Origin of the sequence: Romboutsia faecis, from assembly GCF_014323405.1 — a bacterium.
In the GTDB taxonomy this organism is placed as follows: domain Bacteria; phylum Bacillota; class Clostridia; order Peptostreptococcales; family Peptostreptococcaceae; genus Romboutsia_E; species Romboutsia_E faecis.
Map to the genome: position 1 here is coordinate 454,247 of NZ_JACRWE010000001.1, position 23,829 is coordinate 478,075.

The window sequence follows — 23,829 nt, forward strand, 5'->3', positions numbered from 1 at the left end:
TACTAAATTTACCATAATCATTATAGAAAGTATTGCTAATAAACTTTCACTAAAAAATGCATAACATAATAATATTCCAATAACTTGCATTAGAATATATAATGATAAAATTAATATACAATTAAATATTAAACTTTTATTTTTTACTATTTTCCAACTATAATTTTTCAATTTTATATCCAACTCCCCATACAACTTTTAAATATTTTGGTTCTCTAGGATTTATTTCAATCTTTTCTCTTATCCTTCTAACATGAACTGCTACGGTATTTTCAACATTAAAGCTTTCTTCTTTCCATACTCTTTCATATATTTCGTCAATGGAGAATACTCTTCCTTTATTAGATAGTAATAATTCTAATATTTTATATTCTATTGGAGTTACTTTTATATTCTCACCATCTACTTTTACTTCTTTAGTATATAAATTTAACTCTAATCCTCCACTTTTTATTAATTCATTACTTGTATTTATATTATTATAATTACCTAAATTGATATATCTTCTCAAATTTGATTTTACTCTCGCTACAAGTTCTAGTAAATTAAACGGCTTAGTTATATAGTCGTCAGCCCCTATATTTAATCCTATAATTTTATCTGTATCTTCACTTTTAGCAGATACTAAAATTATAGGTATATTTCGTTCTTCTCTTATTTTTATAGTAGCCTTTATTCCATCTAATTTAGGCATCATTATATCCATCAATATTAAATGAATATCTTCATTCATAATAGTTTCTAATGCTTGTATTCCGTCATAAGCCTTAAAAGTATTGTATCCTTCATTTCTTAAATATATATCTATAGAGTCAACTATTTCTTTATCATCATCAACAATTAATATATTATTCATTTTTTTTACCTTTCATCCTTATATTCTATCCATATTTCAAAGAAATTCTATTTCTACAATAATTCTTCTTTATATTAACTATATTATACAATATATTCACTTCTTTTTTTAATTCTAACAATATTGTAATAGATAAATCTTAAAAAAATATTAATTTAATTCTTACAAATTCCTTACATAACATAAAAAAGGAATAAGCTTTTGCTTATCCCTAAATCTATTATTTAACTAACTCTAAATATCCACTTGGATGGAAGAAGTATACATCAGAATTAGTTTTATCTATAAAGTATCCTATATCTCCATCAACATTTGGTAAAAATACATATCCTGTAAGATTTTTTTCTTTTAATGTTGAGAAGTTATTTTCATCACCTTGATATAAATATTCTAACTCTGGATTTATATTTAATAATATTTTTTCAGCTTCTTCTTTACTTAAAACTTGATTTTCTCCTTTATCTATATTTTCCTTATTCACTTCGTAATTACTTTCTTCTTGATTTTCATCAACTACTACTTCTTGATTTATTTCTTCGTTATTTATATTTTCTACTTTATCTTCTTTAGGTTGATTCTCTCTATCTTTGTTTTCTTGAGCTATATTTTCATTTTTATTAACTGTATTATTTCCAGTATGTAATTCTTTATCATCTATATCATTTTCATTCTTTTCTACTTTATTAACAACACTTGTATTAACTTTATTAGGCATATTATCATCCTTATTTGCAAAACTTATATTTTTAACTGGATCTAATAATAATAAACCTGTACATAAAATTGATAATGCTATGATTCCTTTTTTCATAATCTACACCCTCTTCTAAAAATAATTCTTGATTATAATTGTTATAAATTTTATATGATTCCTGTTGAATTTCTATAACATAATACTACCACCATACAATAACAAATAACAGTTACATCTCTGTTACTTATGATTACAAATCCGTAACAAAATTACATACATGTAATTATTTAACTTTATTAGTTATAATTATATATTTATTTTAATTATGACTTTTTACAACTTTTTTATTCGATTTTAGCAATTTTGATTTTTTATTTTAATTTAGTTTCATTTGTTTTTATTTTTATAATATACACACAAAGATAATCTTTAATAAAACCCTACAATTTCACGGCATTATATATGATTTATTATATTTTAAACATGTTTCATACCAATCATATGAATGTTCAAAAATTTTTCTTGCATTTTTTGTTAATAACATGCTAATATTTAACTATAATATTTTCGATTAATAATATAAGGGGGATAATTATGAAAAATAAATTAGGATTAACGGCAAAAATTTTCATAGGTATACTTATTGGTATAATTTGTGGTTTTATAATAAAATCTATGCCTAGCGGTACTTTAAAAGATACAATTTTATTAGGAGGAATTATAGAAATCCTAGGTACAGGTTTTATTAATGCAATAAAGATGCTAGTAGTTCCTCTAGTTTTTATATCTTTAGTGTGTGGGTCATCATCTATGGGGGATGTAAAAAAACTTGGCAGAATAGGTGTCAAAACAATGTGCTTCTATTTATTAACTACTGCTTTAGCTATTTCTATAGCTCTTTGTATTGGTAAGTTAATAAATCCAGGATTTGGACTTGATATGTCAAATCTAATTACTCAAGAAACAACTATCGGAGAAGCTAAATCTTTAACCGATATAATTCTTGGAATTATACCTACCAACCCTATTCAATCACTAGCAAGCGGTGAAATGCTTCAAATAATATTCTTCGCGTTACTATTAGGTATAGCAATGAGTATGGTCGGTAAAAAGGCTGATCCAGTTAGAAGATTCTTTGAATCTGCTAATGAAATATGTATGAAAATGGTTTCTGTTATAATGGCATTTGCTCCATATGGAGTATTTGCATTAATAACAAAAACATTCTCAACTGTTGGATTTGAAGCTTTTGCATCTTTACTAAAGTATATGGTAGCTGTTCTTTTAGCTCTACTTGTTCAAGCTATATTTGTTTACTCTGGCATGATAAAAGCTTTAACTGGACTTAAGCTAAAACCATTCTTTAAAAACTTTGCAAATGTTGCTGCTGTAACATTTTCTACAGCTTCAAGTAATGCAGCTCTTCCTTTAACTATAGAAACAATGGAAGATTTAGGTGTTGATAACTCAGTTGCCTCTTTCACATTACCTTTAGGAGCTACTATTAATATGGATGGTACAGCAATAATGCAAGGCGTTGCTTGTATATTCATCTCACAAATTTATGGAATAGAACTAGGAATTTCAAGTCTTATAACAATAATATTGACTGCTACTCTAGCATCAATTGGTACTGCAGGAGTTCCTGGTGTTGGTATGATAACACTTTCGATGGTTTTAACTTCAGTAGGCTTACCAATAGAAGGTGTTGGTCTAATAATGGGAGTAGATAGATTATTAGATATGACTAGGACAACAGTAAATGTAATGGGTGACTGCGCTTGTACACTAATAGTAAGTAATAGTGAAAACGAACTTAATAAAGAAAAATATTATACAGACCAACTTGAAGAATCTAAAGATAAAGATTTAAAAGTAGATTCAGTTTTATAATATAAAATTATAAAAAAGGGTTAACTATTAATAGTTAACCCCTTTTTTTATAATTTTAATTCAGACCCTTCCCAGTCCTTCATAAATGTTTCTATCCCTTTATCAGTCAATGGATGAAGCATCATTTGTTTTATAACCTTATATGGTACTGTTGCTATGTGAGCACCTATTCTAGCAGCTTGTAAAGCATGTATCGGATTTCTTACACTAGCAACTATTATCTCAGTTTCTATTGCATTAACATCAAATATTTCTGTTATCTCTGCTATTAATTCTATACCATCTTTACCTATGTCATCTAATCTTCCTACAAATGGGCTTACATAAGTAGCGCCTGCTCTAGCAGCTAATAATGCTTGAGCAGCTGAGAATATTAATGTTACATTTGTTTTTATACCTTTTTTAGATAATATATTTACAGCTTTTAAACCTTCTTCTGTCATAGGTATCTTTATTACTATATTTTCATGTATCTTACATAACTTTTCAGCTTCTTTTACCATACCTTCATGCTCTAAACTAATTACCTCTGCACTTATTGGGCCATCAACTATCGAAGCTATTTCTTTTATCACTTCTACAAAATCTCTTCCTTCTTTAACTATTAATGATGGATTTGTAGTTACACCACATATTACACCTAATTCATTAGCTTGTCTTATTTCTTCTACATTAGCTGTATCTATGAAAAATCTCATTTATGTACCTCCTATATAAAACCAATCATAACAATTTATTTTATTATAATTTTTTATATTAGTTTTATTTATATTTTATCTTAAACTCTTATATTTATTACACAAAATAATAAGTAAGAAATCTAAAAACAACTCTAGATTTTTATAGTATAACATTTCCATATATAAATCAACTATATATCTACAAAAGATAATTTTATTAATAAAAAAGGTTAAATATAAATTACCCTTATATTTAACCTCAAAATATATATTATCTAAATTTTATTTCTCCATTATCTATAGAATCTATTATAACTAAAGACTGTAAGTTCACACCAACTTCTTCTAATAGACTTCTACCTTCCTGGAATCCTTTTTCTATTACTATACCAATTCCTGATAAATTAGCATTTGCTTGTTCTACTAAATCTTTAAGACCTAGTGCAGCCCTTCCATTAGCTAAAAAGTCATCTAAAACTAATATATTTTCACCTGAATTTAAATATTTTTTCGAAACTTTCACACTGTATTCTTTATCTTTAGTAAAAGAATATACTTTTGTTTCATATACATCCTTATCTAAATTTTTAGATTCCACCTTTTTAGCAAACACCACAGGTATACTTCCAAAATGTTGCGATGCTATAGACGCTATTGCTATTCCTGAAGCTTCTATAGTTAATATCTTGTCTATTCTTTCATTTGCAAATCTATTTTTAAATTCTTTTCCTATTTCATTTAAGAACTCTACATCTAATTGATGATTTAAAAAGCTATCAACTTTTAATATATCATTTCCTGATACACTTCCTTCATTTAATATTTTTTCTTGTAATAATTTCATGACTTTCCCTCCCAAATATTAACTATGTACATATAGTCTTATATAAACATCCTCGATGTATAATTTTCTAGAATACAAAAAGCTCCTGTCTAATTAGACAGGAGCTTATATTTCAAATCTACTACACTCATTCAATCTTGATTATATTTTATTATACTCTAAGATATAGATATTCTAAGTAAATTATATGTTTAAACTCCTGTAGTCAGGCAATTTACGGCAGCCTGGTAGAAACATTTGAACCCTATCATCAAAAATATACAGGAAGTATATTTAATTTTTATTATATTATATATTAAAAATATATATAATTCAATAAAAACGTATAATTTTACATATTCCAACAAATATAATTCTTTATGTTATATATATTTTTTTATCATTGCTTCTATATTTTCTTCTGTTGCGTCTTCTTTTATTACTTCATCTATCTTTTTTCCATCTTTATAAACTACAATTGCTGGAAGTCCCACTATTTTTTCTTTTATGGCCAGCCTTGTAGCTTTTTTTGTATCTATTTCACAAAACTTTATCTTTTTACCATATACCTTATCTAAACATTCTAGTATTGGCAAAAGTTCTTTGCAAGGTTCACATGTCTGGCTCCAAAATTCTACAACTACTATTTCATTACTATTTAATACCTCGTATTCAAAAGTATTCTTATTAACAGTTATCATATAAACCTCCTTCTTCTAAATTATCAATAAACTTTTCTTTTATGTACTTTTCTGCCATAACAGCAGCTATTGCACCATCATTAGTTGCCGTTACTATTTGTCTTAACATCTTTTGTCTACAATCTCCTGCAGCAAAAATACCGTCTACATTAGTCTTCATATTTTCATCCGTTATTATATATCCATATGAATCCATTTCTATTATATATTTAAATATGTCTGTCTGAGGATTAAATCCTATAAATACAAATAGGCCTACGATACCATCATCTTTATCTGCATCACATTCTATGATTTCACCATTGTTAACATCTTCTAATACTATTTTTTCTAGAACTTCATTTCCATCTATTTTCTTTATTGCTTTGTTAAAAAATAAATTTATTTTACTATGATTATATACCCTTTCTTCCATCATTTTAGAACATTTTAGATAACTACTTCTGCTTACTATATTTACTTTTTTGGCATATCTAGTCAAATATAATCCTTCTTTTACTGCGCTTTCTCCAGATCCTACAACAAATACTTCTAAGTCTGTAAAAAAGTCTCCATCACAAATAGCACAATAAGATACTCCTTTACCTGTAAATTCTTCTTCTTTAGGTATATTTAGTTTCTTAGGATAAGATCCCGTCGCTATTATAAGGGCTTTACATCTATACTCCTTGTATTTGCCTTTTAATATTTTAATATCTGACTTTAAGTTCATGCTAACTATTTTATCTTGAATTATTTGAGCTCCAAAACTTTGACATTGATCTTTCATTCTGTTCATCAAACTAATACCAGTCACATCTTCAGTGGATCCCGGATAGTTTTCAATTTCATATGTATTTACTATTTGTCCACCAGTTCTTCTTTGTTCAATTATTAACGTTTTCAACTTAGACCTAGCACTATATATTCCAGAAGAAAGTCCAGCTGGACCTCCTCCTAAAATTATTAAATCATATATGTCTATCATACACATCCCTCAATATTTTTTTACATTCCCTTTAATTTTATAGTTTTATGTCTTCTACACTATCTAACCAGTCACCTATATTGTTTATAACACTTTCAATACATCCATCTTCAAACGGAGATATTAAGTTTCCAATTTTAACAATCTCTAGGAAAGACTTTCTTCCTCCTACCTTGCAGATATTTAAATAATCATACCACGCTTCTTCTCTATCCTCCCTAAATTTTTTCCAAAATTGAAGAGAGCATATTTGAGCTAATGTATAATCTATATAATAAAATGGATTCTTAAATATATGTCCTTGTTTAAACCACCATGTTCCTTTCTCTAAGAAGTCACACCCTTCGTAATTCTTATGAGGAAGGTATATTTTCTCTAATTTTCTCCAAGTAGATTTTCTATCATCTTTACTCATATTAGGATTTTCATATATATGATGTTGGAACTCATCTACTAATACACCATACGGTATAAATTTAATAGCTGATGACATATGAGTGAATTTATACTTTTCTGTATCTTCTTTAAAGAATAAATCCATCCATGGCCATGTAATAAACTCCATACTCATAGAATGAATTTCACAACTTTCAAACGTAGGGAAATTTATTTCAGGAATTTCTATGTCCCTAGACATATACAGCTGAAATGCATGTCCAGCTTCATGTGTCAAGACATCTATATCATCTGACGTTTGATTAAAATTTGAAAAAATAAAAGGTGATTTGTAATTCGGTATATAAGTACAATATCCCCCTGCAGCTTTTCCTTTTTTAGTTACTAAATCCATAAGTTCATTTTCAAGCATAAATTCAAAAAATTCTTTAGTCTCTTCTGATAACTCTGAATACATTTGTTTTCCATTTTCTATTATATATTCTGACGTACCTTTAGGTGTAGCGTTCCCCGTTAAAAATTCAAAATTCTCATCTATATAGGTAAGTTCTTTTAAGTTAAGTCTTTTCTCTTGTCTTTTGTAAAGTTTTTCAGCTAAAGGAACTATATATTCTAAAACCTGGCTTCTAAAGTTAGATACCATTTTCGAGCTATAATCAGTTCGCATCATTCTTATATATCCAACTTCAACAAAGTTTTTAAATCCTAATTTATTAGCTATTTTGCTTCTAACTTTTACAAGTTTATCAAATACATCATCAAATTTGCTTTCATTTTCTTCAAAATAGCCATAATAAGCTTTTGATGCATTCTCTCTCATAGACCTATCCTCTGAAAGCATAAATGAACCTAATCCTGAAAGATTCCTCTCTTCCCCTTCAAAATCTATTTTTGCAGATGCTAACAATTTAGTGTATTCTGAACATAATCTATTTTCTTCTTGCAATTCTGATATTATTCCACTAGAAAATGACTTTAATGAGTATTCAACTATTTTAAAAAATTGTAGTCCATAATCTTGAATAATATTTTCTTTAAATTTAGAATTTACTATAGCCTTATAAAACAAAGAATTTAATTCTTCATATAAAGGAGAATATTCATCCCAGTATCCCCTTTCTTTTTCATAGAATTCGTCTTCTGTATTTATACTGTATCTTATAGACGATATAGTAGACATAGTTTCTATATCATTCCTAAGTACATTTAATTTCTCTATATATTTCTTTTGAGATTCATATGTACTTGATTTTTCTATTTCTTTTACCATTAGTTCAAATACTTCTTTTATACTTTTATATTCCGGTCTTATATAATTAAAATTTGAAAATTTCATCTTAATCTCCTTTTATTTAATACATTATTCCATAATTAAATTATACAATATTCTGTGTATTTTCTATACACTAATTACAAATATACTGATATAATCTATTTTATAAATTGATAATATATATTGTTAAGGAGGTAATATGTACAAATTAATAGCTTTAGATATAGACGGTACCTTATTAAACACAGATAAGAAAATAACTCCAGAGGTATTTTCTGCAATCCAAGATGCAAAAAAACAAGGTGCAAAGGTAGTGTTATCTACAGGTAGACCTCTTCCTGGCGTTACTCCACTGCTAGAAGAATTAAATCTTACTGACGATGGAGATTATGTAATTTGCTTTAATGGAGCAGTTGTTCAAGAAGTTAAAAGCGAGAGGGTGTTATGTGATTTAGAACTTGGAATAGATGATTTTAACTTAATATATAATGAGATTTATAAAAAACACAACACTTATATTCACATAAGTACCCCTACAAATTTAATTACTCCAAATAAAACACCTGGTGAATATACTCAATTAGAAGCTAGAATTAATAAAATACCTATCGAGTATAGACCTATCGAAGAAATAAATAATAGCATTAAGTTTTGTAAAATTATGATTGTAGATGAGGCTGACAAATTAGAAGAAATTATAAAAGAAATACCTAAAGAATTTTATGATAAATATACCATAGTAAGATCTGCTCCTTTTTTCTTAGAATTTTTAAATAAAGATGCTAACAAGGGTACTGCTTTAAAAGCTCTATGTGATAATATAGATATTCCTATTGAAAATTCTATAGCGGTTGGCGATGAAGAGAATGACCAACATATGATTAAATATGCAGGTCTTGGAGTTGCTATGGGAAATGCTCGCTCAAGCATAAAAGATATTGCTGATTTTATAACTTCTACTAATAATGAGCACGGCGTTGCAAAAGTTATAAATAAATTTATACTTAATAAGTAATGAAATTCACAATATCAAACATTTGTAGAGTATATATTGCAAGCTAAACGCTTGAAAGTTTAATTCATTTAAACTAAAGAAGCTGTATCATAACCTATGATTTATGATACAGCTTCTTTTATATTTATTTCTCTATAATGTGTTTAATAACTTGAACTGGTCTATAGAATAATAACCTCGGCCCTGAAAACTTCATTACTTCTTTTATTTTTATCTTCATATCTTTTTTGTAACAATGTATTGGACATTTGCTACAAAACTTTTTTTCTTCTCCAAATTTACAAAAATCTAATCTTTTGTGAGCATATTCCAACAATTCCTTACATTCATTGCAGAGCTCATTTTTTTTAGATTTATGTTTTTTATTACAATAAATCTTTATCATTAAATCTATAGTTTCTTTTTCTCTTTTTATTCTACTCATATGTTCCTCATTAATTAAATTCTAGCCTATTATTTTTGACATATACCTTTTTATCACATATAGCAGCACTAGATCTTCTATGAGATACCATTATAATAGTTTTATCTTCAGATTCATCCTTAATACTCTTTAATATCTCAGCTTCATTCAATATATCTAAGTTACTAGTTGGTTCATCTAATATTAAGACCTTTGGGTTATGTAAAAATGCTCTGGCTATACCTAATCTTTGTCTTTCACCTGATGATAAATTAGATCCAATTTCTCCTACATTAGTTTTATATCCATTCGGTAAGGTAGTTATAAACTCATGTATAGATGCCTTTTTAGCTGCTAATACTATTTCTTCTTCACTTGCATCTATTTTGCCTATTTTTAAGTTATTTTCTATAGTATCATTAAATAAGAATGTTTCTTGGCTTACTAAAGATTGTGATTTTCTTAAAGACTTAGTTGGTATATTCTTTATATTCTTACTATCTATTTCAATAGATCCACTTTCAACATCCCAAAATCTCATTATTAGCTTTAATAAAGTACTTTTTCCACATCCACTTTTTCCTATAATAGCTACTTTATCACCTTTATTTATCTTAAGGTTAATATTTTTAAGTAGCTTTTCATTTCTACCATTATATTTGAAGCTAACATTATTAATATTTATATCATTCATATTTAAGTCTTCCATTCCAGGTACTTCTTCTACTGCTGGAACTTCATCTAATATATTAAATAATCTCTGTGCACAAGCAAATGTATGCATCAAATTATTAGATAAGTTACTTAAAGCTACTGTAGGTCCAAATGAACTTGCTAAAAGTACAACTGCTAATATAACTTGTCCTAAATTAATACTTCCTACCTCAAATAGTTTAACACCTGTATATAATGTTACAAGTATAGCAATCATTATAGTTATGTCAGTGAAAGCTCTTATTATACCTTCATGCTGCTTTATAACCTTAAGCTTCTCGTTTAATTTCTCACTATTTTCATTTATAGTATTTATTCTTTCTTCTCCTGTACCAAATAATAGCACTTCTTTTATCCCTTTTAAGGAATCTAATAAGAAGCTATTAGTATTTCCGAATTCATTTCTATACTCAAGTCCAGCTTGGTTAGCAACCTTAGAAGATGCTACAGGTATTACTAGACCAACAATTAAATAAAATCCTATACCTATCAGACCAAAATAAGGATTTACACTATAAAGTACTCCTGCAGTTACAGCTGATGTAAGTATTGCTATAGCGATAGGAGCTATAGTGTGAGCATAAAATACTTCTAATAATTCTATATCACTAGTTATAACAGATATTAAATTACCTTTTTCTTTAGTTTCTAATTTTGCTGGTGACAATTTTCTTAAAGCCTTAAAAACTTGGTCTCTTAATATAGCTAATATTTTAAATGCTATATAATGACCTGAGTACTGCTCTATCGCTCTTAATCCACCTCTTAATATTGCACAACCTATTATTATTTTTATAGTTAGATTTAACTCTATTCCCATTTTAACACCAAGTATATTTCCAATTGCTACAGCACCAAATGTAGTTACTGCTGTCGCTGCAAGAAATCCTAAAACTCCAAAAGTTATTGTTATCATCATTATAGGCGTTAGTGGCTTTAGTATTTTTATAAGTCTTAGCATTATTTTAAATCCTGGTATCCTTTTTTGTTCATTATTCACCTACAGCCACCTCCATATCATCTTCATACACATCTTCTAAATTGCTTTGCTTCGTATATAAATTATAGTATGTAGACTTATTATTCATAAGTTCCTCATGCTTTCCACTTTCTGCAATTCTACCTTTATCTAATACATATATCTTATCTGCATTTACTATATTTGCAAGTCTATGCGATATTACTATAACAGTTTTTTTCTCTGATAAACTGTATATAGTTTTTAGTATGCAATCTTCACTTTCTACATCAATATTCGAAGTAGCTTCATCAAATATGTATATTTCTGGATTTGTAAGTATCATCCTAGCTAAGGCTAATCTTTGCTTTTGCCCTCCAGATAATAATGATCCGCCTTCTCCTACCTTAGTATCTAATTTATTTTCTAATCCCATTACAAATTCGTATAAATTAGCGCTTATTAAAGCTTCATATAACTCTTTTTCATTTGCATCCTTTTTTCCCATTCTTAAATTCTCGGCTATAGTAGTGTTAAATATATAAGAGTTATGACTAATAAAACTAACTTTCTTTCTTAAAACTTCAAATGGTATATCATTTATATTTACTCCATTTAAAGTTATTTTCCCATTATCTACGTTTCTAAGTTTTAAAAGTAAGTTAGTAATTGTACTTTTACCACATCCACTTTCACCTACTAAAGCAATCATAGATCTATTATCTACATCTATATTTACATTTTTAAGTATTTTTCTTTCTTTATCATAACTAAAATCTACATTTTCAACTTTTATAGATATATCTGTTAGTTTACTTATATCTTCCTTTGTTATTTGAGCTTCCTCTTTAACTTCAGTATCTAAAAGTTTAAACATCTTATCAGATGCTGCCATACCATTAGTCGCAACATGGAAGAATGAACCTAAAAGTCTAAGTGGTATAAAGAATTCCGAAGATAGTAAAATTATTATTACAGCTCCACCTACAGTAATATTACCTAAGGATAATTCGTTTACTGCAATTAATATACCTATAGCAGCTCCTCCAAAAGCAATTAAATCCATTATTGTAATAGAGCTTAATTGCATTGTTAAAACTTTCATAGTTACTCTTCTAAATGTTTCTGCTTCTTTATTCATCTCATTATTCTTTTCTTCATCTAAATCAAATATCTTTAAAGTTGTTAACCCTTGAAGATTTTCTAAGAATGAATCACCTAAATTCGTGTATATTCCCCAATACTTACTTAATAATTTCTTAGCAATTTTCATAACTGAAGCAATAGATATTGGAATAAGTGGTATACACACCAATAAAATAAACGCTGCTTTTAGACTTATTGTTGCCATAATCGCAAATAAAGTTAGAGGACCTAAAAGTCCATAAAATAACTGGGGTAAAAACTTTCCAAAGTAAATTTCTAATTGTTCAACCCCATCTACTGCAATTTGAACAGTTGATGAAGTAGATAGTGCATCATTGTAATCTACTCCTAAATCTAATAACTTTTTATATATTTTTTCTCTTAGTATACTTCTTACCTGTCCAGAAGATTTATGTGAGAATTCTCCTGACATATAATTAGAAATGAATCTTATTATCATTAAAGAGGCTAAGTAAATCACGTATCCTCCTAAATCAAAACTCAAATCATTATTAAATAATTTATTTATTATATCGCCTACAAATAGTATAATTCCAATATTACATATTACTGAAATCCAGTTAGTTAAAACCGTTAAAAATATGTATTTTTTAGGCTCCTTACAAATAGATAATAACCTTTTGTCTACCATAACTTATCTCCTTTTTTCTAGTTTATTGCTGAATTTGATTTTATAGTTTTTACTTTAAATGTAAAATAATATAACTTTGTTAATGATACTACTATTAAAGTAATCCTCATATATATATTGTCAACCATAATAAATGGTATTAACATCATAAAGTCTGCAAATAATACTAAGCTCACTTTTTGCTTTAAAGTCATCGCTCTAGACTCAACAAAATTTTCTAAATGTTTTTTATAAATCCTAGTACCCTTAAACCATTTATCGAACTTTTCAGAACCTCTTACAAAACAAAATGATGCTACTAGTAGAAAAGGTGTTGTAGGTAATACTGGCAATACAACACCTATTGCACCTAATAAGAAAGCTATCAATCCTATGAATATATAAAAAAACTTTTTGATATTAGTCATATTAATCCTCCATATTTTTCAATATTATGAACTCATTAATATTCTATATTATTTGATAACTATTTTCAACAAAGATATTTTATTATTTATTTGTATTTTTATATTTATATTTGTATATTTTCAGAATACTTTTATATATGCTAAATTATTTTCTAAATATACTTAATCTATCTAGTTATTTTTCTAGCTAATGTAGCTGTCCATACACCCACCATGGTGACACCTAAAATCATTTCAAAACCAGATAGCATTATACTATAACCTATTGGAGTGATATCTCCATATCCTACTGTTGTAAATGTTACTATACTAAAATAAAGAGAATAAAAAAAATCAGAAGCCAAATTATTGATAGGCAAGTTTAATAAAAAAAAAATATCATATTTTATTATCTCCCCATTTACATCTAATCCCGTAAACATATATAAGATAGTAAAAAGTAATAATATTTCTAATGATGTTATAAGTGCATAAGTAGGTCTCTCTCCATATCCACATAATAACCAAAGTATATAAGATTTTATTTTTCCTAATCCATTTAAAGACTTACGTTCCATACATTTTGCTAAGTAATAATATTCTCCCGAATTATTTAAGAATGTATTGCTTTCAAATATAGATCCTACATTTTTATAAACCTTAAAAATTTTTTCATAAAAGTTTTTATCCTTTTTATGTACATCCATTTTATCTATATATGTATTTTCATTAAATTTAGTTAAATAATCATCTTCAAATTCTATAATTTCTATAATCGTATTTATAGTTTTAAAAGCCCTACAATCACAATCTTTTATATAGATACTTTCTATATAAGATAAACTAATAATACAATCTATCATATTACATGAATTAAATTTACTGTTATTCAAGCTAATATTTTTAAATATAGTTTTTTTTAAATTACACTTTTTAAATGTACAATTTATAAAATATGTATTCTGGCTAAATACCGTTATAGAAGCATTTTCACAATAAAAATCACATTCATCGAATTCCACATTTTCAAATACACATTGCAAAAATTCACTACCATAAAAGTAAATTTTTTTAAATTTTATATTTTTAAATATACATTGTTTAAAATTATTGTATACTAGTCTAATATTATTAATTGATAAAGCGCTTAAATTACTTTCTATCGAATCAGCTCCTATTGTTTTATTTTCTATATAGGTAAATGTAATATCTTTGTAAGCTTCTATATTAAATTTCATATTATCTTTTATATAATCTTCATTCTTAAAACTATCTTCTTTTAATAACGTTAACTGACCATAATAATTATATTTATTTTCATCTAATCTCTTTATTAGTTCCAAGTTAATTTTTTCTCTTGTTTTCTCAAAATTATCTAACAGCATCTTATCACCTTATTTAAACTTTTTTTATAATATTATTGCTTTTGATATAAGAGTCCTTTATTTTTATATACTTATGTTTATATTCAATCAAATTTTTGTAGAATAGTTTTTCTAATCAATTAATATAAATATATAAACTTTAAGTTTAATATTAAGACAAGTGTTATAAAAACTTTTATATAGGGGGAGAACATATGAATAAAGAAATGAATAAATTAGAAGATAGTTTACCCAGAAATTGCTGTGAATTTTGTACCCATCTTTCACTTGATGGACCTAATAAAAATTACACCTATGATATAAAATGTATTATGTTAGATAAAGAACCTAATCTAGACGAAGACTGTGAATATTTCGAGCCTGAAAATAGCAAACTTAATACATACGATTTAGATAACTTATACATAAACTTTCTTGAAACATGCCTTAGAATTAATTACAATGACTATTTAAATTCTATATATTGGAAGCTATTTAAAGAAAAGGTATTGATCGAGTATAATTATAAATGTTCTATTTGTAGTTCAAGTAAAAACGTAAATGTTTATCATCTTAGAAAAAACTTAGGAAGAGAAACTTTAAACGATGTAATAGTAATGTGCGATGAGTGCTTACCTAGATAAAGAATAAAATTCTCATAACTTCAAATAATAAATAAAGGAAATTTATTATTTAGGAGGTTTTTATGTCAAATTTAAAATGTGCTGCTAAAAACTGTAGATATAATGTTAATAGAGATTGTTATGCTGGTGGAATAAGAGTTGATGGAGAAAATGCTACTACTACTTGTAATACTTGGTGTGCTTCATTTGAAGCTAAAACACAATCATCAATGGAAAATACTCTTAATGCAACAGATATAGTAAGTACTCAAAATATAGAATGTAAAGCTGTTAAATGTTATTATAATAAGGCACAGCTATGTAGTGCTAACCTTGTAGAAATTAACGCTTCAAATACAAGTTGCGAAACTTTTAAATGTCATTAGAATTGATTATGAATATTTTAAGAGGTGAAGGTATAATTTTTATATCCCTTCACCTCCTTATTTTATATATTAGTTACTAACTCTTTATATATATGAGCTTTTTCTTCATTTTTAAGCACCCTAAGAACTCCAAATGTAAGTGCTTCTAATTCATTTTCTCCAGGTATTATTTCTACTCTTCCTATGAAATTTACTCTTTTATTTATCATATTTGTAATAACTTTAGAATAAGCAACTCCTCCTGTAAGGATTATGGCGTCTACATTACCATTAACTACAGTTGATAATTCCCCAATACCTTTTGATATCTGATATGCCAATGCTTCATATACTAATTTAGCATCTAAATTTCCACTTTCAATCATTTTTTCTACTTCTCTAGTATCTGTTGTATTTAAATAAGAATAAACTCCGCCCTTACCTCTTATTATGTTATTTATATCTTTTTGAGAATATTTCCCGGAAAAACATTCTCTAATAACCTTTTTTAAAGGCAAACGTCCAGTTCTGTTAGATGAAAAAGGTCCTTCATCATCCGCAACGATATCTACAATTCTACCTTTTTCATGTAGTTGAATAGTTATTCCACCACCTAAATGAGCAACTATTAAATTTAAATCTTTATATTCTTTATTTATACTATTTGAGTATTTTATGGCTGTAGCCCTACAATTTAACGTATGTCCTACACAAACTCTATCCATTCCTTTTAATCCTGAAATTCTAGATATATCTGTAAATTCATCTACCGATACAGAATCATATATATATGATTCTATATTTACTAACTTACCTATTTCATATGCTATAATTGCTGCTAAATTAGATACGTGTTCTATCACTGGTCTATTTTTTAATCTGTCTATCATATCTTCATTAATTAAGTATGCACCTGATTTCACAGGTGGTAGTAATCCCCCTCTTGCTACTATGGCATTTATAGAGTTTATATCAATATTATTATCTTGGAGTTCTTTTAAGATTAGACTTTTTCTCATTCCATACTGTTCATTTATTTCTTTATATTTATTAATTTCTTCAGTTTTATGAGTTATTGATTTAATAAAAACAGGAGTTTCATTATCATATATAGATATCTTAGTAGATGTTGATCCTGGATTTATAGCTAATATTCTATAATGCATATACATCTCCTTCTCTTTTCTCAATTAATTTTATTCCCTCGTTAAAGGCATTTATATTTACATCAATAAACTTTTCTTTTACATTACTTCTTATAATTTCCTCCCAGTCTATATATTCTAAGTTCATCATTTTTACTACAGTTCCTAATAATATTACATTCATAACCTTCATATTTCCTATTTCATTTGCTTTGTCAAACGCATTTATAACTGTAGCACTTAGACGTTTTAATTCTTCATCTATTTCTTTTTCGGGATATATACCTTTTCCTATTAATACAGGAAGAGGCTCAATTTTATAATTATTTACTATCAAATGACCTTCTGGATTTAAGAATTTCAACCATCTGATAGCTTCCATTTTTTCAAAAGAAATTAATAAATCTGCTTCGCCTTCTTCTATAACAGGGGAATATACATATTCACCGTATCTAACATGTGTAGAAACAGATCCACCTCTTTGGCTCATTCCATGTATTTCACTCATTTTTACATCATAACCAGCTTTTACAAGTCCTGTCGTAAGCAATTTGCTTACAAGTATAGTCCCCTGTCCTCCGACTCCAACTAAAAGAACATTCTTTGTCATCTATATCTCCTCCTTAATTATGGCTTTTTTAGGACATACTTGCGAACACACTTCACAACCTACACATTGATTTTTGTCTATAAATGCTACCTTTTTCTCATTATTAAAAGATATTGCTGGGCAGCCTACTTTTGTACATAATTTACAACCTATACAGTTATCACTATTTACCTTAACCTTATTCACAAAGGGTTTATCAAATTCTTCAATATCATTTGGGGATAATTTCTTTAAAACACATGGCCATCTAGTAATTATTACAGAAGGCCCATCTTCATTACTTAAAGCCCAATCTAACGCTTCATTTACTTCTTTTAAATTATTGGGATTTATAAGCCTTATGTTCTCTACTCCACAAGCCTTTACTAATGTAGGTATGTCAATTTCTTTAGTCTCATCACCTTGCAAAGTATATCCTGTACCAGGGTTTTCTTGATGTCCTGTCATACCTGTTATTCTATTGTCTAAAATCACCGTTATAGAATTACCTTTGTTATATACAGTATTTAAAAGACTTGTTATGCCACTATGAAAAAACGTTGAATCTCCTATTACGTTTATCAATCTACTTTCATTATTATCTTTCATATTAAAAACGGTTTGTGCTCCATGACCTGCGCTTACACTTGCTCCCATACAAATTATGAAATCCATTGCATTATAAGGGCTCGCAAAACCAAGAGAATAACATCCTATATCCCCCGATATTACTATATTCTTCCTTTTTCCAACTTCATAAAAAAATCCTCTATGAGGACATCCTGCACATAGACCAGGAGGTCTAGAAGTTACTAAATTCTCATTAAACTTTATTGTTTCTTTATTTTCATTTAAAATATGCTTTCTTATTATATTTGGAGTCATTTCACCATAGGTTGGAAGTACATCTTTTCCGATGCACTCTATTTGATTAGCTTTTAGTTGTTCTTCTATTATAGAATCATTTTCTTCAATTACATAAATCGTTTCTACCTCACTTGCAAATTCTTTTATCTTTTCTATAGCTATAGGATTAGTAAAACCTAATTTCATATAAGATGCTTTATCTTTAAATACTTCTTTAGCAAAATTAAAACACATTCCCGATGCTACTATTCCTATTTTAGCATCATTTATTTCATAGAAGTTTAAGTCTGTAGTATTTGTAAATTCGCTTAATTTCTTCATCCTATTTTCAATTTCTACTCTTCTAATTCTTCCAAACGCTGGAACAGTAACATTCTTAGGTATATTTCTTATATATTCTTTTATTTCAGATTCTTCTCTATCAAAACATTCTACAATCCCTTTTGAGTGACATACCCTTGTTGTTACTCTAACTAGTACAGGTGTATCAAATGTTTCACTTATTTCAAATGCAACCTTAATCATATCCTTAGCTTCTTGACTTGTTGATGGCTCTAATAATGGTATTTTTGCAAACCTAGCATAATTCCTATTATCTTGTTCATTTTGTGATGAATGCATTCCTGGTTCATCAGCTGTAATTATTACAGTTCCTCCATTTACTCCTGTATAAGAATAAGTAAACAATGGATCTGCTGCTACATTTAATCCAACATGTTTCATAGCAGCTATTGATCTTGCTCCGGCCATTGATGCCCCTATTACAGACTCAAGAGCTACTTTTTCATTTACTGCCCATTGGGCTACTATCTCTCCTTTATATTGAGCTATATTTTCTAATATTTCTGTGCTTGGAGTTCCCGGATAAGCAGATGCAAATTTTACCCCTGCCTCATATGCACCTCTAGCTATAGCCTCGTTGCCTGTCATTAATTGCTTCATCTTATTAATTCCCCCTTAGAAAATTACTATTATTGAAACATTCTTATGACTAATCCTTAAAGTATAAATACTTTTTCTTAATACTCTTGCATATATATGATTTTAGATATAAAAAATGATATATATATTTAGTTATATTTATAGTACATAAACCCTTTACTGTTTTTATTTTATTTATACTTATATATATGATTTTTTACATATAAAAATTCTATTTACTCATACAATCATCATATTGATATTATTATCAACTATAATTATATGTCTATAAAATATAAAAATAATTCACTATATTTTATTGGAATAAAAATATCCTAAAAAAGTATGAATTAATATAGCTAATCATACTTTTCTAGGATATATAACTAATCTTATACTATACAATTTTCTATCTGTACTATATAATCTCCACAACTCTTACAAATTATAATACTTACAATGTAACTATCATCAACTTTTTTTGCCTTTGATAATTTATTAAAAGATAAACCTTCATACTCTTTACTTATATCACTAATTATATATTCCTGATTTTTGCTAAATATATAGAAATGATATTCTAAAAAAGGAAAGAACTTTGCTTTTTCTTTTACGCCTGCTAAACATTCAGGACAAGCTTCTTGATAGTATTCTAAATCAAAATCAATATCATAACTGCTATTTAGAAGATTTATTATATCAGATAAATTAATACCTTTAACTGGTTTCTCTTCATCATTTATTAAACCACTGCAATTATACTTATTTAGTAAATACTCTTTTTCATCATAATTAAATTTATATTCGCTCATGTTACACCTCTTTATTCTATTTCTGATTTAAAAGGTACTTTATCATAAAGTGCCTCTTTATACTCTTCTTCTGTAATATAACCTAGTTGATGCATTTTGTACAATATAGTTTCCTGTCTTTTTTTAGCTTCACTATGATCTGAATATTTAGCTGGATTATTAGTTATTCCTACAAGCATTGCGCTCTGAGCTAAAGTTAAATCACTTACATCCTTCCCGAAATATGTTCTAGAAGCTTTTGCTACACCATAAGATGATTTACCAAAGTATACATTATTTAGATATACACCTAAAATTTCATCTTTAGACATTATTTTATCTATCTGAATTGCATTATACATATCTCTTATTTTTCTTTTTATATTTTTATCATCATTAGTTAATAAATTCTTTGAAATTTGCATTTCTATAGTACTTCCACCTTGGGTAGTATCTGAGAATATATTATGGACAACTGATCTAACAAGTGATTTATAGTCAACTCCATTATGCTTATAGAATCTTTGATCTTCTATAGCTATTAAAGCATTTTTTAAATCATTAGGAATCTTGTCTGTACTAACCACCTGACTACTTATATAATTATCTTCTACAAGCTGTCTAGTTACTCTTGGAGCCCCTCTTAAGGCTGATATAGTCACAACAGATCCTATCGCCGAACAAATTACTAAAGCAACAAGTAAAATTAATGACATAGTTCTTATAAGTCTATTTTTTCTAATTTTATCATTTCTTCTTGATCTATGACCTCTTTTTTTAATCTCTTCACTTTTTATACTATTAATATTTTTCTTTCTTTCAATACTATTATCACTCGATATAGGCCTTGATACAGAATCTTTTGAACTTACTTTTCTTCGTCTTATTTTATTTGTATTTTCATTATAATAGTTCATTTTTCCCTCCTTATTTCTAAATTTATTATACATCCCTTATAATAATAAATCAAAGAACAAAATTGTAAGATTCATTATACTAATTTTATGTAATAATTTGAAAAATAAGCTAAGTTTTATTTATAATTTAAAAATTTAATGTGATATTTGCAAGATTTTGGTGTATAATGTATAAGAAGTTTATATAAGGAGGTAACCGCTATGGCATATCAAATAAATGATGCTTGTATAAGCTGTGGTGCTTGTGAAGCTGAATGTCCTATGAGCTGTATATCAGCTGGAGATGATAAATACGTTATAGATGCTGACGTATGTATAGAATGTGGTGCTTGTAACAGTGTTTGTCCTGTAGACGCTCCACAACCAGAATAATAAAAAAACTGTTCCTTTGATTGATTCATATCAATTAGGAACAGTTTTTTATTTATATTCTTGAATTATATCTTCTGATGTAACCAAGTTTATTTTTATACTTTCATCATTATTATATAAAGCTACACCTATTTTAATATATATATTTTCTCCACTATTTAAGGTTCCTATAAAACCATTAATATTATCATTTGAAGTATTTACAAAATACTTTGTTGATTTATCTCCTTGATATGGATAGATATCTATATTTGCTAACTCAATATAATTTTTACCTTTATTTTCTACCCTCATAGTTAATATAGCATAGTAGCTATATTTTTCTCCTATATCTATAGAATCTACAAACTTATTTATATCTACTAACCTAACATCTATGTCTTTATTATTTATATTATTAATAATAACATCTTTTTCACTATTATGAGATTCATTCATAGAAGTAGAAATATTTGAAATGCTAATTATAGATAAAATAATTAATAAACTAATAAAAACTTTTTTATACATAAATTCCTCCTAAATCATTTTTATTAGTTTATCCATATTGTAATTTTTTATTTAGTTTTATAAAATTTTTCCAATTTAGTTATTAAATTAATACCTTTATAATAACTAAATATTAATAACTAAAAAAAATTAATTTTTTTCGACATTTCTATTGCATTATTTGTCGAATTTTGTTATTATTAATTCAAGGTTATTCCCCTAATAACCGATTATTTTACTCCCCAAATAAAATATATTCCCTAATAAACCCCTTTTTATAATATATTTTACCCCTTTATAACCCTACTTGATCGGATTAGAGTAGGGTTATTTTTTTCTGTATTAATAATTTTTCTTATTAATCTATAACCTTGAGCTTTCGAATCCAAAGACCTTATTTCGTTATATTCCGTATTTATATTATGCCTAATATTCCAATAACCTAATTCTTTGTAAAGTAATATATTTTTTTCATTAGATGACCATGAATATTCTTCTTTATTTATCTTTGTATAGTACCAGTCTAAATTTTCATTAACAGATGATAAATCATTCATTATTTCCAGCACATTATTATATCTTTCATTTTGGTTTACCTTTAAGCACTTTTCTATAATTTGTATCATAGTTTTAGGAATATGTGGTAAATATTTTTTTCTTACTGGAAATTTACCATTTGCACTAGCAATCTTCAAACTATTTAAGTCTTTATATCTTTTTACTTGATTATTATATTCTTCATTACCATTACACATTCTATATAAAGTTGTTCCTATTTGGTAAACATCAATTCTTTTGTTTACAGTAGAATTCAAACATTGCTCTGGTGCTATATGCTTATAATAAACGTTTTTAAGTTTTGCATTTCCATCTTCATCTAAATAAAGTGCTGAACCAAAATCTGTTAATACAGCCCTATTATCATCATCTATAAGTATATTATTAGGCTTTATATCACAATGCACCATGTTATTATTATGAATATAATAAACGGCTTGTAAAAAGTCTAAAGAATATCTTATTATCTCTCTTAAAGTTAAATTTCTATATTGCAATAAGTTATAAAGTGATCCATTTTCAAAATAAGGCATAACTATATAAATATATTCATCATCGTAAGATGCATGTTTTATTGGAATTATATTAGGATGCTCTAGCATACATATTTTTTTAGACTCATCGAAGTATCTATCGTACTCCTTTAAATTTTTTTTATCTATCTGCTTTAATATAAATTTAGAACCTAATTGAGTATCTTCAACTATATATAATGCAGAATTTACGCCTTCCGAATTTATTTTTTCTAATATTTTCAGATTAATTTTTGTACTTATTTGCATAACTCTACCCCACAACTTGAAAATAATTCTTCTATTATACCTTCCACTTTCACTGCTTCAATTATTTCTACACCTATATCATCTTCTATATTCATATATGCTTTTCTTACACCATATTCTTTAACCAGTACACTAATCATTTTTCTTATATAACTTAATCTTTCTCCTATACTGAAAGATTTAGGTATAACAATTTCATCCTTTAATATATATTTAGTTTTTTGATTTATTATTTTATATATTCCAAATTCTATTTTATTAATAAAAATATTTATATTCATTAATCCCATAAAAATTCCCCCTAGGAAAGATTAGTTTATTGTTATATAATATGAATTCTTACTTGAGGAAAATGACAAAAATCAAAAAAACATATTCTAATAATAATAAAAGAAATGATTAACTCTGATAGAGTTTACCATTTCTTTCTAAATATAATATTTAAGCTTCTCTATAAATAAATATTTCTAAAGTTTATCTTATATTAAT

General features: G+C 26.8%; 25 protein-coding genes and 1 riboswitch. Of the genes, 5 read left to right on the forward strand and 20 right to left on the reverse strand.

Going from position 1 to position 23,829, the window contains the following annotated elements; genetic code table 11:
- Nucleotides 1-157 precede the first annotated feature (157 nt).
- Both H8923_RS02180 and H8923_RS02185 read right to left on the reverse strand, forming a co-directional pair.
- Nucleotides 158-856, reverse strand: coding sequence for a response regulator transcription factor (locus H8923_RS02180; protein WP_153925457.1), 699 nt, complete (start codon nucleotides 854-856; stop codon nucleotides 158-160).
- A 220-nt stretch (nucleotides 857-1,076) separates the two neighbouring features.
- Entirely contained in the window at nucleotides 1,077-1,667 is a 591-nt protein-coding gene (locus tag H8923_RS02185) for a hypothetical protein (protein WP_153925460.1), read from the reverse strand.
- A gap of 477 nt (nucleotides 1,668-2,144) precedes the next feature.
- Between H8923_RS02185 and H8923_RS02190 the strand changes: the two genes are divergently transcribed.
- On the forward strand, nucleotides 2,145-3,443 hold the full coding sequence (locus H8923_RS02190) for a dicarboxylate/amino acid:cation symporter (protein WP_153925463.1): 1,299 nt from the start codon (nucleotides 2,145-2,147) through the stop codon (nucleotides 3,441-3,443).
- Nucleotides 3,444-3,490: 47 nt separating this feature from the next.
- Here the strand turns inward: H8923_RS02190 and fsa are convergent, their stop codons facing one another.
- From fsa to H8923_RS02215, 5 genes are all read right to left on the reverse strand, one after another.
- On the reverse strand, nucleotides 3,491-4,141 hold the full coding sequence (fsa, locus tag H8923_RS02195) for a fructose-6-phosphate aldolase (RefSeq protein WP_153925466.1): 651 nt from the start codon (nucleotides 4,139-4,141) through the stop codon (nucleotides 3,491-3,493).
- A 253-nt stretch (nucleotides 4,142-4,394) separates the two neighbouring features.
- Nucleotides 4,395-4,967, reverse strand: a complete 573-nt coding sequence (locus H8923_RS02200) for a xanthine phosphoribosyltransferase (RefSeq protein WP_153925469.1) — start codon at nucleotides 4,965-4,967, stop codon at nucleotides 4,395-4,397.
- Between the two features lie 182 nt (nucleotides 4,968-5,149).
- Nucleotides 5,150-5,251: riboswitch (purine riboswitch) on the reverse strand.
- 78 nt (nucleotides 5,252-5,329) lie between these two features.
- Nucleotides 5,330-5,647, reverse strand: a complete 318-nt coding sequence (gene trxA, locus H8923_RS02205; RefSeq protein WP_153925472.1) for a thioredoxin TrxA — start codon at nucleotides 5,645-5,647, stop codon at nucleotides 5,330-5,332.
- Nucleotides 5,634-6,614 (reverse strand): thioredoxin-disulfide reductase, encoded by a 981-nt coding sequence (gene trxB / locus H8923_RS02210; protein WP_153925474.1) that lies wholly within the window; start codon nucleotides 6,612-6,614, stop codon nucleotides 5,634-5,636. The genes trxA and trxB overlap by 14 nt, the downstream gene beginning before the upstream one ends.
- A gap of 37 nt (nucleotides 6,615-6,651) precedes the next feature.
- Nucleotides 6,652-8,346 carry a M3 family oligoendopeptidase gene (locus H8923_RS02215; RefSeq protein ID WP_153925477.1) on the reverse strand — a complete coding sequence of 565 codons (1,695 nt, stop codon included), beginning with the start codon at nucleotides 8,344-8,346 and terminating at the stop codon, nucleotides 6,652-6,654.
- Nucleotides 8,347-8,482: 136 nt separating this feature from the next.
- On the opposite strand from H8923_RS02215, the gene yidA reads away from it, so the two are divergent.
- Nucleotides 8,483-9,298, forward strand: a complete 816-nt coding sequence (yidA, locus tag H8923_RS02220; protein ID WP_153925480.1) for a sugar-phosphatase — start codon at nucleotides 8,483-8,485, stop codon at nucleotides 9,296-9,298.
- Nucleotides 9,299-9,422: 124 nt separating this feature from the next.
- Here the strand turns inward: yidA and H8923_RS02225 are convergent, their stop codons facing one another.
- The 5 genes from H8923_RS02225 to H8923_RS02245 form a co-directional block, all read right to left on the reverse strand.
- Nucleotides 9,423-9,722 (reverse strand): nitrous oxide-stimulated promoter family protein, encoded by a 300-nt coding sequence (locus H8923_RS02225; RefSeq protein ID WP_153925483.1) that lies wholly within the window; start codon nucleotides 9,720-9,722, stop codon nucleotides 9,423-9,425.
- A 10-nt stretch (nucleotides 9,723-9,732) separates the two neighbouring features.
- The gene (locus H8923_RS02230; protein ID WP_330596604.1) at nucleotides 9,733-11,415 is read right to left on the reverse strand and encodes an ABC transporter ATP-binding protein; all 1,683 of its coding nucleotides are present in this window, start codon (nucleotides 11,413-11,415) and stop codon (nucleotides 9,733-9,735) included.
- Nucleotides 11,408-13,171: an ABC transporter ATP-binding protein/permease gene (locus H8923_RS02235; RefSeq protein WP_153925487.1), complete on the reverse strand. Its 1,764-nt coding sequence runs from the start codon at nucleotides 13,169-13,171 to the stop codon at nucleotides 11,408-11,410. Before H8923_RS02235 ends, H8923_RS02230 begins: the two co-directional genes overlap by 8 nt.
- Nucleotides 13,172-13,188: 17 nt before the next feature.
- The gene (locus tag H8923_RS02240) at nucleotides 13,189-13,578 is read right to left on the reverse strand and encodes a YbaN family protein (RefSeq protein ID WP_153925490.1); all 390 of its coding nucleotides are present in this window, start codon (nucleotides 13,576-13,578) and stop codon (nucleotides 13,189-13,191) included.
- 167 nt (nucleotides 13,579-13,745) lie between these two features.
- Nucleotides 13,746-14,942 carry an ion channel gene (locus tag H8923_RS02245; RefSeq protein ID WP_153925493.1) on the reverse strand — a complete coding sequence of 399 codons (1,197 nt, stop codon included), beginning with the start codon at nucleotides 14,940-14,942 and terminating at the stop codon, nucleotides 13,746-13,748.
- Between the two features lie 194 nt (nucleotides 14,943-15,136).
- Between H8923_RS02245 and H8923_RS02250 the strand changes: the two genes are divergently transcribed.
- The gene (locus H8923_RS02250; protein WP_153925496.1) at nucleotides 15,137-15,565 is read left to right on the forward strand and encodes a hypothetical protein; all 429 of its coding nucleotides are present in this window, start codon (nucleotides 15,137-15,139) and stop codon (nucleotides 15,563-15,565) included.
- A gap of 62 nt (nucleotides 15,566-15,627) precedes the next feature.
- Entirely contained in the window at nucleotides 15,628-15,930 is a 303-nt protein-coding gene (locus tag H8923_RS02255) for a DUF1540 domain-containing protein (RefSeq protein ID WP_153925499.1), read from the forward strand.
- Between the two features lie 62 nt (nucleotides 15,931-15,992).
- Here H8923_RS02255 and buk read toward each other — a convergent pair whose 3' ends face one another.
- The 5 genes from buk to H8923_RS02280 form a co-directional block, all read right to left on the reverse strand.
- A complete protein-coding gene (gene buk / locus H8923_RS02260) occupies nucleotides 15,993-17,075 on the reverse strand; it encodes a butyrate kinase (RefSeq protein WP_153925502.1) in 1,083 nt (360 codons plus the stop codon).
- Entirely contained in the window at nucleotides 17,065-17,664 is a 600-nt protein-coding gene (locus tag H8923_RS02265; protein WP_153925505.1) for an indolepyruvate oxidoreductase subunit beta, read from the reverse strand. The genes buk and H8923_RS02265 overlap by 11 nt, the downstream gene beginning before the upstream one ends.
- On the reverse strand, nucleotides 17,665-19,452 hold the full coding sequence (iorA, locus tag H8923_RS02270) for an indolepyruvate ferredoxin oxidoreductase subunit alpha (protein WP_153925508.1): 1,788 nt from the start codon (nucleotides 19,450-19,452) through the stop codon (nucleotides 17,665-17,667).
- Nucleotides 19,453-19,823: 371 nt separating this feature from the next.
- Nucleotides 19,824-20,243, reverse strand: coding sequence for a DUF3785 domain-containing protein (locus tag H8923_RS02275; protein ID WP_153925511.1), 420 nt, complete (start codon nucleotides 20,241-20,243; stop codon nucleotides 19,824-19,826).
- Nucleotides 20,244-20,254: 11 nt separating this feature from the next.
- Entirely contained in the window at nucleotides 20,255-21,139 is an 885-nt protein-coding gene (locus H8923_RS02280) for a transglycosylase domain-containing protein (protein WP_153925514.1), read from the reverse strand.
- Nucleotides 21,140-21,340: 201 nt separating this feature from the next.
- On the opposite strand from H8923_RS02280, the gene H8923_RS02285 reads away from it, so the two are divergent.
- Nucleotides 21,341-21,511 (forward strand): DUF362 domain-containing protein, encoded by a 171-nt coding sequence (locus H8923_RS02285; protein WP_122641275.1) that lies wholly within the window; start codon nucleotides 21,341-21,343, stop codon nucleotides 21,509-21,511.
- Between the two features lie 48 nt (nucleotides 21,512-21,559).
- On the opposite strand, the gene H8923_RS02290 is transcribed toward H8923_RS02285, so the two are convergent.
- The 3 genes from H8923_RS02290 to H8923_RS02300 all read right to left on the reverse strand — a co-directional run bounded on the left by H8923_RS02290 (nucleotide 21,560) and on the right by H8923_RS02300 (nucleotide 23,630).
- A complete protein-coding gene (locus H8923_RS02290) occupies nucleotides 21,560-22,021 on the reverse strand; it encodes a hypothetical protein (RefSeq protein WP_153925517.1) in 462 nt (153 codons plus the stop codon).
- A gap of 266 nt (nucleotides 22,022-22,287) precedes the next feature.
- Complete coding sequence (locus H8923_RS02295) at nucleotides 22,288-23,340, reverse strand: serine/threonine-protein kinase (RefSeq protein WP_153925520.1); 1,053 nt, start codon at nucleotides 23,338-23,340, stop codon at nucleotides 22,288-22,290.
- Nucleotides 23,331-23,630 carry a hypothetical protein gene (locus H8923_RS02300; RefSeq protein ID WP_153925523.1) on the reverse strand — a complete coding sequence of 100 codons (300 nt, stop codon included), beginning with the start codon at nucleotides 23,628-23,630 and terminating at the stop codon, nucleotides 23,331-23,333. The genes H8923_RS02295 and H8923_RS02300 overlap by 10 nt, the downstream gene beginning before the upstream one ends.
- Between the last annotated feature and the right edge of the window lie 199 nt (nucleotides 23,631-23,829).

What these genes read in the sequence shown, in the direction of transcription:
- H8923_RS02180 (WP_153925457.1), bottom strand. Translation starts at nt 856, where the DNA reads ATGAATAATATATTAATTGTTGATGATGATAAAGAAATAGTTGACTCT.
- H8923_RS02185 (WP_153925460.1), bottom strand. Translation starts at nt 1,667, where the DNA reads ATGAAAAAAGGAATCATAGCATTATCAATTTTATGTACAGGTTTATTA.
- H8923_RS02190 (WP_153925463.1), top strand. Translation starts at nt 2,145, where the DNA reads ATGAAAAATAAATTAGGATTAACGGCAAAAATTTTCATAGGTATACTT.
- fsa (WP_153925466.1), bottom strand. Translation starts at nt 4,141, where the DNA reads ATGAGATTTTTCATAGATACAGCTAATGTAGAAGAAATAAGACAAGCT.
- H8923_RS02200 (WP_153925469.1), bottom strand. Translation starts at nt 4,967, where the DNA reads ATGAAATTATTACAAGAAAAAATATTAAATGAAGGAAGTGTATCAGGA.
- trxA (WP_153925472.1), bottom strand. Translation starts at nt 5,647, where the DNA reads ATGATAACTGTTAATAAGAATACTTTTGAATACGAGGTATTAAATAGT.
- trxB (WP_153925474.1), bottom strand. Translation starts at nt 6,614, where the DNA reads ATGATAGACATATATGATTTAATAATTTTAGGAGGAGGTCCAGCTGGA.
- H8923_RS02215 (WP_153925477.1), bottom strand. Translation starts at nt 8,346, where the DNA reads ATGAAATTTTCAAATTTTAATTATATAAGACCGGAATATAAAAGTATA.
- yidA (WP_153925480.1), top strand. Translation starts at nt 8,483, where the DNA reads ATGTACAAATTAATAGCTTTAGATATAGACGGTACCTTATTAAACACA.
- H8923_RS02225 (WP_153925483.1), bottom strand. Translation starts at nt 9,722, where the DNA reads ATGAGTAGAATAAAAAGAGAAAAAGAAACTATAGATTTAATGATAAAG.
- H8923_RS02235 (WP_153925487.1), bottom strand. Translation starts at nt 13,171, where the DNA reads ATGGTAGACAAAAGGTTATTATCTATTTGTAAGGAGCCTAAAAAATAC.
- H8923_RS02240 (WP_153925490.1), bottom strand. Translation starts at nt 13,578, where the DNA reads ATGACTAATATCAAAAAGTTTTTTTATATATTCATAGGATTGATAGCT.
- H8923_RS02245 (WP_153925493.1), bottom strand. Translation starts at nt 14,942, where the DNA reads ATGCTGTTAGATAATTTTGAGAAAACAAGAGAAAAAATTAACTTGGAA.
- H8923_RS02250 (WP_153925496.1), top strand. Translation starts at nt 15,137, where the DNA reads ATGAATAAAGAAATGAATAAATTAGAAGATAGTTTACCCAGAAATTGC.
- H8923_RS02255 (WP_153925499.1), top strand. Translation starts at nt 15,628, where the DNA reads ATGTCAAATTTAAAATGTGCTGCTAAAAACTGTAGATATAATGTTAAT.
- buk (WP_153925502.1), bottom strand. Translation starts at nt 17,075, where the DNA reads ATGCATTATAGAATATTAGCTATAAATCCAGGATCAACATCTACTAAG.
- H8923_RS02265 (WP_153925505.1), bottom strand. Translation starts at nt 17,664, where the DNA reads ATGACAAAGAATGTTCTTTTAGTTGGAGTCGGAGGACAGGGGACTATA.
- iorA (WP_153925508.1), bottom strand. Translation starts at nt 19,452, where the DNA reads ATGAAGCAATTAATGACAGGCAACGAGGCTATAGCTAGAGGTGCATAT.
- H8923_RS02275 (WP_153925511.1), bottom strand. Translation starts at nt 20,243, where the DNA reads ATGAGCGAATATAAATTTAATTATGATGAAAAAGAGTATTTACTAAAT.
- H8923_RS02280 (WP_153925514.1), bottom strand. Translation starts at nt 21,139, where the DNA reads ATGAACTATTATAATGAAAATACAAATAAAATAAGACGAAGAAAAGTA.
- H8923_RS02285 (WP_122641275.1), top strand. Translation starts at nt 21,341, where the DNA reads ATGGCATATCAAATAAATGATGCTTGTATAAGCTGTGGTGCTTGTGAA.
- H8923_RS02290 (WP_153925517.1), bottom strand. Translation starts at nt 22,021, where the DNA reads ATGTATAAAAAAGTTTTTATTAGTTTATTAATTATTTTATCTATAATT.
- H8923_RS02295 (WP_153925520.1), bottom strand. Translation starts at nt 23,340, where the DNA reads ATGCAAATAAGTACAAAAATTAATCTGAAAATATTAGAAAAAATAAAT.
- H8923_RS02300 (WP_153925523.1), bottom strand. Translation starts at nt 23,630, where the DNA reads ATGGGATTAATGAATATAAATATTTTTATTAATAAAATAGAATTTGGA.